This window comes from Pseudomonas sp. GV105 (assembly GCF_003058185.1).
In the GTDB taxonomy this organism is placed as follows: Bacteria; Pseudomonadota; Gammaproteobacteria; order Pseudomonadales; family Pseudomonadaceae; genus Aquipseudomonas; species Aquipseudomonas veronii.
This window is the reverse complement of record NZ_QBUF01000012.1, coordinates 159,041-173,604: the sequence shown is the minus strand read 5'-3', so window position 1 is coordinate 173,604 and position 14,564 is coordinate 159,041. Positions and strand designations below refer to the sequence as shown.

Here is a 14,564-nt window from a genome sequence, read left to right as displayed (position 1 = left end):
ATATACCGATTTAAAGTTCGCCTCATCGCGATATAACGCTTTACGACACCGAGCAACCGCCATGTCCATCGACCTCGACGAAATAATAAAAGCCCTGGCGCACCCAGTACGGCGAGACATCCTCACTTGGCTGAAAGACCCGAAAGTGCAATTCCCCGAGCAACTGCACAACCACGAATACGGCATCTGCGCCGGGCAGATCGACCAGCGCTGCGGCTTGTCCCAGTCGACCGTGTCGGCCCACCTGGCGACCTTGCAACGGGCGGGATTGATCAGCAGCCAGAAGGCCGGGCAGTGGCACTTTTTCAAACGCAACGAGGAAACGATCCAAGCCTTCCTCACTGCGCTCATCACTGAGCTCAGTTCTGAAATCCGCGCACCACTGTAACAAGGACACGCACATGCCCCTCTCGCTCCTCATCCTCGCCCTGAGCGCCTTCGCCATCGGCACCACCGAGTTCGTCATCATGGGCTTGCTGCCCGATGTGGCGGCGGACTTGGGCGTGTCGATTCCCGGCGCCGGCTGGCTGGTGACCGGCTACGCCCTCGGCGTGGCCATCGGCGCGCCGTTCATGGCGCTGGCCACCGCCAGGCTGCCACGCAAGGCCGCGCTGGTCGCGTTGATGGGCATTTTCATTATCGGCAACCTGCTCTGCGCCCTGGCCAGCGACTACAACGTGCTGATGTTTGCCCGCGTGGTCACTGCGCTGTGCCACGGTGCGTTCTTCGGGATCGGTTCGGTGGTCGCCGCCAACCTGGTGCCGGCCAACAAGCGTGCGTCCGCCGTGGCCTTGATGTTCACCGGCCTGACCCTGGCCAACGTACTGGGCGTGCCTTTGGGTACGGCGCTGGGCCAGGAAGCCGGCTGGCGCTCGACCTTCTGGGCGGTGACCGTGATCGGCGTGATCGCGTTGATCGGCCTGATCCGCTTCCTGCCGGCCAAGCGCGATGAAGAAAAACTCGACATGCGCGCCGAACTGGCCGCCCTCAAGGGCGCCGGCATCTGGTTGTCGCTGACCATGACTGCGCTGTTCGCCGCGTCCATGTTCACCCTCTTCACGTATGTCGCGCCGCTGCTCGGCGACGTCACCGGCGTATCGCCCAAGGGCGTGACCTGGACCCTGCTGCTGATCGGCCTGGGCCTCACCGTGGGCAACATCATCGGCGGCAAGCTGGCGGACAAACGCCTGGCCGCCACCCTGATCGGCGTGTTCATCAGCATGGCGGTGGTCTCCACCGCGCTGACCTGGACCAGCATCGCGGTGATCCCGACCGAAATCACCTTGTTCCTCTGGGCCACCGCCTCGTTTGCCGCCGTGCCCGCGCTGCAGATCAACGTGGTGACCTTCGGCAAGGCCGCGCCGAACCTGGTGTCCACCTTGAACATCGGCGCCTTCAACATCGGCAATGCCCTCGGCGCCTGGGTCGGCGGCAGCGTGATTGCCCACGGTTTCGGCCTGACCAGCGTGCCCCTGGCCGCCGCGGCCCTGGCGATCCTCGCGCTGCTGGTGACCCTGATCACTTTCCGTCAGAGCGGCGATGCCGACCTGGCCCCTGCGACCAACTGATCAACTTAAAGAGAAGGGTGTTATCCCATGACGACTATTTTCGATCCGATCACACTGGGCGACCTGGAACTGTCGAACCGCATCATCATGGCGCCGCTGACCCGCTGCCGTGCCGACGCCGGTCGCGTGCCCAATGCGCTGATGGCCGAGTACTACGTACAACGCGCCTCCGCCGGGCTGATCCTCAGCGAAGCCACGTCCGTGACGCCGATGGGCGTGGGCTACCCGGACACCCCGGGCATCTGGTCCAACGATCAGGTACGTGGCTGGGCCAATGTGACCAAGGCCGTACATGCCGCGGGCGGCAAGATCTTCCTGCAACTGTGGCACGTCGGCCGGATCTCCCACCCTTCTTACCTGAACGGTGAAACCCCGGTGGCGCCGAGTGCGATCCAGCCTAAAGGCCACGTCAGCCTGGTCCGCCCGCTGGCCGACTACCCAACGCCTCGCGCCCTGGAAACCGCTGAAATCGCCGACATCGTCGACGCCTACCGCACCGGTGCCGAGAACGCCAAGGCCGCCGGTTTCGACGGCGTGGAAATCCACGGCGCCAACGGCTACCTGCTCGACCAGTTCCTGCAAAGCAGCACCAACCATCGCACCGACAACTACGGCGGCTCCCTGGAAAACCGCGCGCGCCTGCTGCTGGAAGTGACCGACGCCGCCATCGAAGTCTGGGGCGCCGGCCGCGTGGGCGTCCACCTGGCACCGCGCGCCGATTCCCACGACATGGGTGACGACAACCTGGCCGAAACCTTCACCTACGTCGCCCGCGAACTGGGCAAACGCGGCATCGCCTTTATCTGCTCGCGTGAAAAAGAAGGCGCTGACAGCCTCGGCCCGCAATTGAAAGAAGCCTTCGGCGGCGTGTACATCGCCAACGAACGCTTTACCAAGGACAGCGCCAACGCCTGGCTGGCCTCGGGCAAGGCGGATGCGGTGGCCTTTGGCGTGCCGTTCATTGCCAACCCGGACCTGCCGGCACGCTTGAAAGCCAATGCGCCGCTGAACCAGGCGCACCCGGAAACCTTCTATGCCAAGGGCCCGGTCGGTTACATCGACTACCCGACGCTGGCGCTGTGATGCGTTGAAACGAAAAAGCCCCGGCTCGCAAGAACCGGGGCTTTTTTTCGCCGATCGGGAAAACACCCCGGATCAAATGTGGGAGAGGGCTTGCTCCCTCCCACATTAGATCTCAGCGGTCCGGAGAAACATTCCTTCACAGCCTTGCAACAAAAACGCTACAAAATACTTAGGCGGCTATCTTTCAACCACCCGCCAGCCCGTATATAAAGTCATCCCACCAATAAGTCAGCAGGACGATTGCCCGCCCTTAGGCTTTACTGTTGAAACAATTGGATGCAATTACATATTTTGACTTAATTGCGCAGGCTAGGGCTCAAGCGCAGCATGTCCAGCCCTGCATCGACCCAACGCTCAGCCTCCTGGTGCAGCTCAAAACTGTCCGGCACCAGCAGCCATTGGCCCAACAAGCCATTGATGTAGGCATGAATGCACACTGCTGCGCGCGTGGTGTCGAGGTTTTCCGGGAGTTGCCCGCGATGGACCGCGTTACGCAAGGTCAGGCTGATACGCAGGTTGCACTCCAGGCTGTGGGTCTGGCGTTGACGGCGCATGTCGCACATCTCATCGGTGAACTCGCACTTATGAATCAGGATTTCGTTGATGCGCCGGGTTTTCGGGTCCAGGACCACTTGATGGAACAGATGAATCAACAGCTTGCGCATACACCCCAGCGGGTCGACTTCATCCTCGCTTTCACTGGCCCTGGCCAGCTCGTCCAGGGGTTCGTGCAGGGTGTCGAGCAATGCCTGCAACAGGTCGGACTTATTGCTGAAGTGCCAATAGATGGCGCCTCGCGTTACCCCGGCCAGCGCGGCGATGTCCGCCAGTGTGGTCCGCGCTACACCCCGCTCATAAAAGGCCTGCTCAGCGGCGTCGAGAATCTGGCTGCGCGTTTCCTGAGCTTCCTCTTTGGTGCGACGGACCATGGCAATAAAACCTCAATCAAAACATGTGGGACTATCGGTAACGCTGCTTTAATAGGCGCTAACGAGCATCTGAATAATTGTGGGACGACACCGTCATGGGCGCCGAACGTACTAAAATCGAGGCTCGGGGCGGTGCTGTGTCAACACCGCGCGAAGCCTGTCAAGAGTTTACAAACAACCATGAACGTAAGTATATTGCGTAGCAAGCTACTTATCTACTCACAGCTTGTTTTTTACCCTTCCACCCTTCTTGTGCGCAATCTGCGCGCCTGACCCGAGGATCTTCATGCAACTTAAGCCAGCTGTTACCGCTCTGGTCACTGCCGTCGCCCTGGCATCGCTGCTCAGCGGATGTAAAAAGGAAGAGGCGGCTCCGCCCGCTCAAACTCCTCTGGTCGGCGTGGTCACCCTTCAACCGCAAGCCTTTACCCTGACGTCCGAGCTGCCAGGCCGCACCACCGCCTACCGCATCGCGGAAGTCCGTCCGCAGGTCAATGGCATCATCCTCAAGCGCCTGTTCAAGGAAGGCGGGGATGTAAAAGAAGGCCAGCAGCTTTATCAGATCGATCCGTCGGTCTATGACGCCACCCTGAAAAGCGCACAGGCCAGCCTGTCCCAGACCAAGTCGATCGCCGACCGCTACAAGCAGTTGGTCGACGAGCAGGCCGTCAGCCGCCAGGAATACGACACCGCCGTCGCCAACCGCATGACTTCCGAAGCAAACGTTCAAACCGCCCAAATCAACGTGCGCTACACCAAGGTGTTCGCGCCGATCTCCGGGCGTATCGGGCGTTCCTCGGTCACCGAAGGCGCGCTGGTCAGCAATGGCCAGACCGATGCCATGGCGGTGATCCAGCAACTGGACCCGATCTACGTCGACGTCACGCAGTCTTCGGCTGAAATGCTGAAGCTGCGCCGCGACCTGGAAAGCGGCCAACTGGAGAAAGCCGGCGCCAATGCCGCCAAGGTCAAGCTGACCCTGGAAGACGGCAGCAGCTATGGCCTGGACGGCAAACTGGAGTTCTCCGAAGTGTCGGTTGACCAGACCACCGGTTCGGTCACTCTGCGCGCCGTGTTCCCCAACCCTGACCACACCCTGCTGCCCGGCATGTTCGTACACGCCCAGTTACAAGCCGGTGTGAACAGCAAGGCGATCCTGGCACCGCAGCAAGGCGTGACCCGAGACCTCAAGGGTATCCCGACGGCGTTGGTGGTCAACGCGGACAACAAAGTTGAGCAGCGCGTGCTGGTCGCCAACCGCACCGCCGGCGCTTACTGGCTGGTGGAAAAAGGCTTGAACGCCGGTGACCGTGTGATCACCGAAGGCTTGCAGTACGTCAAGCCGGGCGTCCAGGTCAAGGTCAAGGACGCCGACAACGCCCAGCCTGCCGGTACCGCCGCTCCTGCTGCCGCTGCTGCTGGCAAAGGGGAGTAATCCATGTCGAAATTTTTTATCGACCGTCCCATTTTCGCCTGGGTGATTGCCCTGGTGATCATGCTGGTCGGGGCACTGTCGATCCTGAAGTTGCCCATCAACCAGTACCCGGCGATTGCGCCGACCGCCATTGATATCCAGGTGACCTACCCAGGTGCATCCGCACAAACCGTGCAGGACACCGTGGTGCAGGTGATCGAACAACAGCTCAACGGTATCGACAACCTGCGTTATGTGTCATCGGACAGTAACTCCGACGGCAGCATGACCATCACCGTGACGTTCAACCAGGGTACCAACCCGGACATCGCCCAGGTCCAGGTGCAGAACAAACTGAACCTGGCGACCCCGCTGCTGCCGCAAGAAGTGCAGCAGCAGGGTATCCGCGTGACCAAGTCGGTGAAGAACTTCCTGATGGTGATCGGTCTGGTGTCGGAAGACGGCAGCATGACCAAGGACGACCTGTCCAACTACATCGTGTCCAACATCCAGGACCCGATTTCCCGTACTGCGGGTGTAGGTGACTTCCAGGTATTCGGTTCGCAGTACGCCATGCGTATCTGGCTCGACCCGGCCAAGCTGAACAACTATCAGTTGACCCCGGTAGACGTCAGCACCGCGATCTCGGCACAGAACGTACAAGTGGCCACCGGCCAATTGGGCGGCCTGCCTGCCCTGCCCGGCACCCAATTGAACGCGACCATCATCGGTAAGACCCGCCTGCAGACCACTGAGCAGTTCGGCAATATCCTGATGAAGGTCAACACCGACGGTTCACAGGTTCGCTTGAAGGACGTCGCGCGTATCGAGCTGGGCGGCCAGACCTACAGCATCAGCGCGCAGTTCAACGGCAACCCGGCGTCCGGTATGGCGATCAAGCTGGCCTCCGGCGCCAACGCCCTGGACACCGCCAAGGCCATCCGTGCCACGGTCGCGTCCCTGGAACCGTTCTTCCCGCCAGGCATGAAGGCGGTGGTGCCGTATGACACCACTCCAGTGGTGACCGAATCGATTTCCGGTGTGGTACACACCCTGGTCGAGGCGATCGTGCTGGTGTTCCTGGTGATGTTCCTGTTCCTGCAGAACTTCCGCGCCACCATCATCACCACCATGACTGTACCGGTGGTATTGCTGGGTACCTTCGGGATCCTGGCCGCGTTCGGCTTCACCATCAACACCCTGACCATGTTCGGCATGATCCTGGCCATCGGCTTGCTGGTGGACGACGCCATCGTCGTGGTGGAGAACGTCGAGCGGGTGATGGCCGAGGAGCACCTGTCGCCGAAAGAGGCGACGGTCAAGTCCATGGGCCAGATCCAGGGCGCCCTGGTGGGTATTGCCCTGGTGCTGTCGGCGGTACTGTTGCCGATGGCATTCTTCGGCGGCTCCACCGGTGTGATCTACAAACAGTTCTCCATCACCATCGTTTCGGCCATGGCGTTGTCGGTACTGGTTGCGCTGATCTTCACCCCGGCCTTGTGCGCCACCATGCTCAAGCCGATCGACCCCGAGACGCACGGCCAACCCAAGCGTGGTTTCTTCGGCTGGTTCAACCGCACCTTCGACCGTAGCGTACTGAGCTACGAGCGCGGCGTGGGGAACATGATCAGGCACAAGATTCCGGCGTTCCTCGTTTACGTGCTGATCTTTGCCGGCATGATCTGGTTGTTCATGCGGATCCCGGCAGCGTTCCTGCCCGACGAAGACCAGGGCGTGATCTTTGCCCAGGTGCAGACGCCGGTCGGCTCAACGGCCGAGCGCACGCAGAAAGTCATCGACGACATGCGTATCTTCCTGCTCAAAGACAAGGAAGGCGAACCCGGCGAAGGCAAGGGCGTGAAATCGGTCTTTACCGTGAACGGCTTCAACTTCGCGGGGCGTGGTCAAAGCTCGGGCCTGGCATTCGTGATGCTCAAACCGTGGGATGAGCGTGACGCGTCCACCTCGGTGTTCGAGATCGCCAAGCGCGCCCAAGGTTACTTCATGCAGACGTTCCAGGACGCCATGGTGTTTGCCATCGTGCCACCGTCTGTACTGGAGTTGGGTAACGCGACCGGTTTCGACGTGTTCCTGCAGGACCAGGGCGGCGTCGGCCATGACAAGTTGATGGCTGCGCGCAACCAGTTCCTGGGCATGGCCGCCCAGAGCAAGATCCTCGCCGGTGTGCGCCCCAACGGCGTGAACGATGAGCCGCAGTACGAGCTCACCGTCGACGACGAGAAGGCCAGTGCCCAGGGCATTACGCTGTCGAGCATCAACCAGACCCTGGCGATTGCCTTGGGTGGCAGCTACGTCAACGACTTCATCGACCGTGGTCGAGTGAAGAAGGTGTACGTGCAGGGTGAGGCCGCCAGCCGGATGTCCCCTGAAGACCTGAACAAATGGTTCGTGCGCAGCAGCTCCGGGAAGATGGTGCCGCTGTCGGCCATCGCTTCGGGCAAGTGGATCTTCGGTTCGCCGAAACTCTCGCGCTACAACGGTGTGGCGGCGATGGAAATCCTCGGTACCCCGGCACCGGGCTACAGTACCGGTGAAGCCATGGCCGAAGTCGAACGTATCGCCAAGCAACTGCCGGCGGGTGTCGGCTACGCCTGGACGGGCCTGTCGTATGAAGAACGCCTGTCCGGCTCCCAGGCACCTGCGCTGTACGCCCTGTCGCTGCTGGTGGTGTTCCTCTGCCTCGCGGCGCTGTACGAAAGCTGGTCGATCCCGATCGCGGTGGTACTCGTCGTGCCGCTGGGTGTGGTGGGTGCGTTGATCGCCACCAGCCTGCGTGGCTTGTCCAACGACGTGTTCTTCCAGGTGGGCTTGCTGGTGACGGTGGGCCTGGCGGCGAAGAACGCCATCCTGATCGTGGAATTCGCCAAAGAGCTTCACGAACAAGGCAAAGGCATTGTCGAGTCGGCGATCGAAGCGTCGCGCATGCGTCTGCGACCGATCATCATGACCTCCATGGCGTTCATCCTCGGCGTATTGCCGCTGGCGATCTCCTCGGGCGCCGGCTCAGGCAGCCAGCATGCGATCGGTACCGGCGTTATCGGCGGTATGATCACCGCCACGGTCCTGGCGATATTCTGGGTGCCCCTGTTCTTCGCAACCGTGTCCGCCATGGGCGAACGCAAAAAGACTGAACCCAAGCAAACTCCTAAAGAGGCTGGCCAATGAGCAAGTCGCTACTTTCCTTAGCCGTCACGGCATTCGTGCTCAGTGGCTGCTCGCTGATACCTGACTATCAGCGCCCCGAGGCGCCGGTGGCCGCGCAGTTCCCGCAGGGCCCGGCGTATTCGTCGGCCCAGGCTCCGAACCAGGCCGCCGCCGAACAGGGCTGGAAGCAGTTTTTCCATGACCCTGCCCTGCAACAGCTGATCCAGACCGCACTGGTGAACAACCGCGACCTGCGCGTCGCGGCCTTGAACATCGATGCTTACGCGGCGCAGTACAACATCCAGCGCGCCGACCTGTTCCCGGCCGTATCGGCCACTGGCAGCGGCAGCCGCCAGCGGACACCGGCACGCATGTCGCAAACCGGTAAAGCAGGCATCAGCAGTTCGTACTCGGCCACCCTGGGCATCAGCTCCTATGAGCTGGACCTGTTCGGCCGTGTCCGCAGCCTGAGCGAGGAAGCGCTGCAGAAATACTTCGCAACCGAAGAAGCGCGGCGCAGCACCCAGATCAGCCTGGTGGCCAGTGTGGCCACCGCCTACCTGACCTGGCAGGCCGACAAGGAATTGCTCAAGCTGACCCAGGAAACCCTGGGCGCATACGAGCAAAGCTACAAGCTGACCTCGCGCAGCAACGAAGTCGGCGTGTCCTCGGCCCTCGACCTGAGCCAAGCGCGCACCTCGGTGGAAAACGCCCGAGTGGCCCTGGCACGCTATACCCGCCAGGTGGCCCAGGACGAAAACAGCCTGACCCTGCTACTCGGCACCGGCCTGCCGGCGAATCTCGTCAGCAAGCCGCTGTCGGATAACCTGCTCAGCGAAGTGCCGACCGGGTTGCCATCGGACCTGTTGCAGCGTCGCCCCGACATCCTGCAGGCCGAGTACAACCTCAAGGCAGCCAACGCCAACATCGGCGCCGCCCGCGCGGCGTTCTTCCCGAGCATCAGCCTGACAGCCAACGCCGGGACCATGAGCCCGGACCTGGGCGGTCTGTTCAAAGGCGGCTCGGGCACCTGGTCGTTCGCCCCGCAGATCAACATCCCGATCTTCAACGCCGGCAGCCTGCGCGCCAGCCTGGACTACTCGAAGATCCAGAAAGAGATCAACGTGGCAAACTACGAGAAGGCCATCCAGACCGGCTTCCAGGAAGTTTCCGACGGCCTCGCCGCGCGTGAGACCTACAAGGAGCAGTTGGAGGCCCAGCGTGGTTTCGTCGCCGCCAACCAGGATTACTACCGCCTGGCCGAGCGTCGCTACCGCATTGGTGTCGACAGCAACCTGACGTTCCTCGACGCCCAGCGCCAGCTGTTCAGTGCCCAGCAATCGCTGATCACCGACCGCCTCGCGCAGTTGACCAGCGAGGTCAACCTGTACAAGGCCCTCGGCGGTGGCTGGAGCGAGCAAACGGCGAAGAACGAGCCTTTGAAAGAAGAAGCACCGGCGTTGAAGTTGTTCTGATCACACCGCTGTAGACAAAACCGCTTCCCTCACTGGAAGCGGTTTTTTTATGCCTGGTCATCGGTGTTTGCTATGACCACAACGCTCTCCCGCCTTGCCTATCGCTCAACCTTTCAGGGTAAAATCAGTAACAGATTCTTACAGACCACAGAGGGAGCTTGTCGTAATGATCGTAGGAATCGACCTGGGGACCACCAACAGTCTTGCGGCAGTCTGGCGCGGCGATGCCGCCGAAATGGTGCCCAACGCCCTGGGCCAGTTGCTGACCCCAAGCGTGGTCGGGCTGGATGACCAAGGCCGCGTCCTGGTAGGCCAGGCCGCCAAAGAGCGCCTGCATACCCACCCGCACCTGACCACCTCGCTGTTCAAGCGCTACATGGGCAGCGCCACCGAAGTGCGCCTGGGCGACCGCTCGTTTCGCCCCGAAGAACTCTCGGCGCTGGTGCTCAAAAGCCTCAAGGAGGACATCGAGCGTACCTACGGCCAAACGGTCACCGACGCGGTGATCAGCGTGCCCGCCTACTTCAGCGACGGCCAACGCAAGGCCACGCGCATCGCCGGTGAATTGGCGGGGCTGACCGTTGAAAAACTGATCAACGAACCGACCGCCGCGGCCCTCGCCTACGGCCTGCATCAGCGTGATAAAGAAACCTCGTTCCTGGTTTTCGACCTCGGCGGCGGCACCTTTGACGTGTCGATCATCGAGCTGTTCGACGGGGTGATGGAAGTCCGCGCCAGCGCCGGCGACAACTTCCTCGGTGGCGAAGACTTCGACACCCTGTTGCTCGAACACTTTGTCGACAGCCAACGTAACGCCACGGGTTTCCCGCCCACCAGCACTGTGCTGCAAGCCCTGCGCCGCGAAGCCGAGCGCGTGCGCAAAGCCCTGGGCCAGGATGACAGTGCTGAATTCGCCCTGCGTGTCGACGGCCAGCAATGGGTGAAAACCATCACCCAACAGGAACTGGCCAAGCTCTACACGCCGCTGCTGGAGCGCCTGCGCGCGCCGATCGAACGCGCCCTGCGCGATGCGCGGATTCGGGTTGGCGACCTGGATGAAATCCTGCTGGTGGGCGGTACCACGCGTATGCCACTGGTACGTAAGCTTGCCGCAGGCCTGTTCGGGCGTTTCCCGTCCATCAGCCTCGATCCCGACCAGGTGGTGGCCCACGGCGCAGCGATCCAGGCCGCACTCAAGGCGCGCTCTGCCGCCCTCGAAGAAGTGGTGCTGACTGACGTTTGCCCCTACACCCTGGGCATCGAAACCTCGAACCAGTACGGCGGCCATATCGAAAGCGGCCATTACCTGCCGTTGATCGAACGCAACAGCAGCGTGCCGGTGAGCCGGGTCAAAAGCGTGGTCACCCTGCACGATGACCAGACCCGCGTGCTGCTGAAGATCTACCAGGGTGAAAGCCGCCTGGTCAAAGACAACATCGAACTGGGCCAACTGGATATTCCCGTGCCCAAGCGCAAGGCCGGTGAAGTCTCCCTGGACGTGCGCTTCACCTACGACAACAACGGTTTGCTGGAAGCCCAGGTGAATATCCCGCTGACCGGCGAGCAACATTCGCTGGTGATCGAGAACAACCCCGGCGTGCTCAACCCGCAGGAGATCCAGCAACGCCTGCAAGCCCTGGCGCAATTGAAGGTCCACCCACGCGACCAGCAGGTCAACACCGTGCTCGTCGCCCGCCTCGAACGGCTCTACCAGGAAAACCTCGGCGAGCTGCGCGAACAGCTAGGGCATTGGGCGGCACAGTTCCAGCAGGTACTCGACACCCAGGACGAACGCCGCATCCGCGAAGCTCGCAGCGAACTGACCCGTCAACTTGAGCAACTCGACAACGGGTTCTGGCGCTGAGGGAACACCGATGGATTGCTGGACCGTACTGCAACTGCCAGATGACGCCGACGAGCGCAGCATCAAGCGCAGCTATGCGCGCTTGCTGAAAAGCTGCCGCCCGGACGACGACGCCCAAGGCTTCCAGCGCCTGCGCGAGGCCTATGAACACGCCCTGAGTGAAGCACGCTGGCGGGCTGATAACGAAGAGGAAGAACGCGTCCAGGCGCCCGTGGCCGAAGCGGTCTACGCAAACCTGAATGACCTGGCCGAACTGATGAACATCAGCCCCGTCAGCCCTGCGCCCTTCGAAGCCCACACACCGGACCCGGCCCAGGCACTGCTCGACGACCTCAACGCGCGTAACCTCGATGAACGCTGGGTCCAGGCTCGGCAACAGGGCTGCACCGATGCGTTCCAGGCCGGCCTGTTGCGCCATTGTTTCGAAGCACCGGGTGAACGCAGCGCCATCGCCGGTTGGGCCGCCCAACACCTGGAATGGCTGACGCCCTGGCAGCAAGTGGCGATGACGTCCTGGCAATACGAAGCGCTGACCGGCGAACTGCTGCAAGACTACCGCCGCACCTTGCTGGAACTGCTGGAGCAAAAGGCCGAGCGCGAGTTCATCACCCAGCTCAATCAATACACCAACCAACCCTGGCTGCGGGTGTTCGACCTGCAACAGCAGTGGCAGCGCATCGTCCTGCACCTGCTGCATGAAACCCAATGGAGCGTGCCGCTGTTCGAGCGGGTGTGCCAGGCATTCGGCTGGGACGACCAGAAAGGCGTGTACCCGGAACCGGCGTGGATATGGCGCGAATTGGTGTCGCGTTGCGAGCAGGAAAGTTTCTACGCCAACTTGCAAGACAAGGCCCAGGACACGCGGCGCACATCAGCCGATGCCCTGGCCGCGCGCCTGCTGCTGACGCCGATGTCCGCCACGCAACACAAACGCATGATCGATGGGTTTGGCGAAAACGAGTGGAACGCCTGCCAGCACCTGGCGCAAACACTGACCTGGCGCTATCCGCAACTGGTCGAGCGCCTGCCTCAAACAGATCTGTTCTTTTGGCGCAAATTCGTACCTCGGCCGATCTACACACAGGTGTTTATCCGGCTATGGGCCGTCTTCGCCCTGGGGCTTGGCCTGAGCATCGCCCACGATAAGCCAGACAGAATGGACGGGATGTCGCTGGTCATTTTCATGCTGATGGCGTTCGTGCCGGCGGCCGTTGGCTTTCGCGTCACCCAAATGTGGGCCGGGATGAGTTCAACCTATCGGGTTCTGGATGTGTGGCTGAGCCAGTACCTGATCCCCAAGCGAATCAACCCCAATGACTACTGGCTGGTCATTCGCCACGGCGTACCGCAGGCGATCATGCTGGTGGCCTGCGGCTTGATGCTCGGCGTGCTGGGCATGTTCACCTACGCGGGTATGGTCCTGATCAACCTGTTGCACAAGACGCGTATCGGTCAGATGAGCCAGAAATTCAGCGAAGGCTACCCGTGGCTGAACGGTTTGCACTGGGCCTTCTGGAGCCCCCTGCAAGTGGTATTCCTGGTGGTGATGGTGGCGCTGATCGTAGCTGCGCAACACTACCTGCCAGCGGTGCCTTGGACCCACTTCGACCTGCCCAAACGATAACCCGCAAATGCCGGGCCTCAGCGCCCGGCAACTTGCGTTCGATCATCGCCCAAAACCCGCCCTCCCCCGATTGAACCACCCCCGCACTGCCCCGCACCATGGCCGCCACCTGCATAACCCCAATAACAACAGGTCCAATGCCATGAGCACTTTTCACCCTCGCCAGCTATTGCTGGCCACCGCAGTCGCCAGCCTCGCGTTTCCCGTCGTCGCCGAAGAACACGGTTTTATGGAGGACGCCAGCGCCAACCTCAACCTGCGCAATTTCTTCATCAACCGTAACTTCACCAACCCGACCAAAGCCCAGGGCGGCGCGCAGGAGTGGACGCAAAGTTTCATTCTCGACGCCAAGTCCGGCTTCACTCAGGGCACCGTGGGGTTTGGCGTGGATGTACTGGGGCTGTACTCGCTCAAGCTTGATGGCGGGCGCGGCACTGGCGGTTCACAGTTATTGCCGCTGGACCACGACGGCCGCCCCGCCGATGATTTCGGGCGCCTGGGTGTGGCGTTCAAGGCGCGGATTTCGAAGACCGAACTGAAGGTCGGCGAATGGATGCCGACGCTGCCGATCCTGCGCGCCGACGACGGCCGTTCCCTGCCGCAAACCCTGCGCGGCGGGCAGATCACCTCGAAGGAAATCGACGGCCTGACCCTCTACGGCGGCCAGTTCCGCGCCAACAGCCCGCGGGACGACAGCAGCATGTCGGACATGTCGATGTTCGGCAAAGCCGCCTTCACCTCCGACCGCTTCAACTTCCAGGGCGGCGAATACACGTTCAACGACAAACGCACCCAGGTCGGCCTGTGGAATGCCCAGCTCAAGGACATCTACCGCCAGCAGTTCGTCAACCTGGTCCATAGCCAACCCGTGGGCGACTGGACCCTGGGCGCCAACCTCGGGTTCTTCTACGGCAAGGACGACGGCAGCGCCCGCGCAGGCGAGCTGGACAACAAAACCTGGTCCGGCCTGTTTTCGGCCAAGTACGGCGGCAACACCTTCTACGTCGGCCTGCAAAAACTCACCAGCAACAGCGCCTGGATGCGCGTCAACGGCACCAGCGGCGGTACCCTGGCCAACGACAGTTACAACTCCAGCTACGACAACGCCCAGGAGAAATCCTGGCAAGTGCGGCACGACTATAACTTTGCCGCCCTCGGCGTACCGGGCCTGACCTTGATGAACCGCTATATCAGCGGCAGCAACGTGCATACCGGCACCATCACCGACGGCAAGGAGTGGGGCCGCGAAAGCGAATTGGGCTACACGCTGCAGAGCGGCGCCCTGAAAAACCTCACGCTGCGCTGGCGCAATTCCAGCATCCGCCGCGACTTCAGCAACAATGAGTTCGATGAAAACCGTTTGATCGTCAGCTACCCGATCAGTCTGCTGTAAAGCCGTATTACACCTTGGCGGGAACGATTTGCTGCGGGTGATCACTGTT

The 14,564-nt window shown here is 61.7% G+C and carries 10 protein-coding genes; 9 read left to right on the top strand and 1 reads right to left on the bottom strand.

The window, feature by feature from the left end:
* The first annotated feature begins 61 nt into the window (after positions 1-61).
* From C8K66_RS22915 to C8K66_RS22905, 3 genes are read left to right on the top strand one after another with little or no spacing between them, the layout of a single operon-like run.
* Positions 62-388 (top strand): helix-turn-helix transcriptional regulator, encoded by a 327-nt coding sequence (locus C8K66_RS22915; RefSeq protein WP_017844838.1) that lies wholly within the window; start codon positions 62-64, stop codon positions 386-388.
* Between the two features lie 13 nt (positions 389-401).
* Complete coding sequence (locus C8K66_RS22910) at positions 402-1,568, top strand: MFS transporter (protein ID WP_017844837.1); 1,167 nt, start codon at positions 402-404, stop codon at positions 1,566-1,568.
* 27 nt (positions 1,569-1,595) lie between these two features.
* On the top strand, positions 1,596-2,651 hold the full coding sequence (locus tag C8K66_RS22905) for an alkene reductase (protein WP_057004747.1): 1,056 nt from the start codon (positions 1,596-1,598) through the stop codon (positions 2,649-2,651).
* 296 nt (positions 2,652-2,947) lie between these two features.
* Here the strand turns inward: C8K66_RS22905 and C8K66_RS22900 are convergent, their stop codons facing one another.
* The gene (locus tag C8K66_RS22900; RefSeq protein WP_108526007.1) at positions 2,948-3,580 is read right to left on the bottom strand and encodes a TetR family transcriptional regulator; all 633 of its coding nucleotides are present in this window, start codon (positions 3,578-3,580) and stop codon (positions 2,948-2,950) included.
* A 286-nt stretch (positions 3,581-3,866) separates the two neighbouring features.
* On the opposite strand from C8K66_RS22900, the gene C8K66_RS22895 reads away from it, so the two are divergent.
* The 6 genes from C8K66_RS22895 to C8K66_RS22870 all read left to right on the top strand — a co-directional run bounded on the left by C8K66_RS22895 (position 3,867) and on the right by C8K66_RS22870 (position 14,515).
* Complete coding sequence (locus tag C8K66_RS22895; protein WP_017844834.1) at positions 3,867-5,015, top strand: efflux RND transporter periplasmic adaptor subunit; 1,149 nt, start codon at positions 3,867-3,869, stop codon at positions 5,013-5,015.
* Positions 5,016-5,018: 3 nt separating this feature from the next.
* Positions 5,019-8,180, top strand: a complete 3,162-nt coding sequence (locus C8K66_RS22890; RefSeq protein ID WP_108526005.1) for an efflux RND transporter permease subunit — start codon at positions 5,019-5,021, stop codon at positions 8,178-8,180.
* Positions 8,177-9,634 (top strand): AdeC/AdeK/OprM family multidrug efflux complex outer membrane factor, encoded by a 1,458-nt coding sequence (gene adeC, locus C8K66_RS22885; RefSeq protein WP_046384418.1) that lies wholly within the window; start codon positions 8,177-8,179, stop codon positions 9,632-9,634. The genes C8K66_RS22890 and adeC overlap by 4 nt, the downstream gene beginning before the upstream one ends.
* Before the next feature lie 166 nt (positions 9,635-9,800).
* Entirely contained in the window at positions 9,801-11,498 is a 1,698-nt protein-coding gene (locus tag C8K66_RS22880; RefSeq protein ID WP_046384419.1) for a molecular chaperone HscC, read from the top strand.
* Positions 11,499-11,508: 10 nt separating this feature from the next.
* Positions 11,509-13,122, top strand: coding sequence for a J domain-containing protein (locus C8K66_RS22875; RefSeq protein WP_046384420.1), 1,614 nt, complete (start codon positions 11,509-11,511; stop codon positions 13,120-13,122).
* Positions 13,123-13,264: 142 nt separating this feature from the next.
* Positions 13,265-14,515: an OprD family porin gene (locus C8K66_RS22870; RefSeq protein WP_108526003.1), complete on the top strand. Its 1,251-nt coding sequence runs from the start codon at positions 13,265-13,267 to the stop codon at positions 14,513-14,515.
* Positions 14,516-14,564 lie beyond the last annotated feature (49 nt).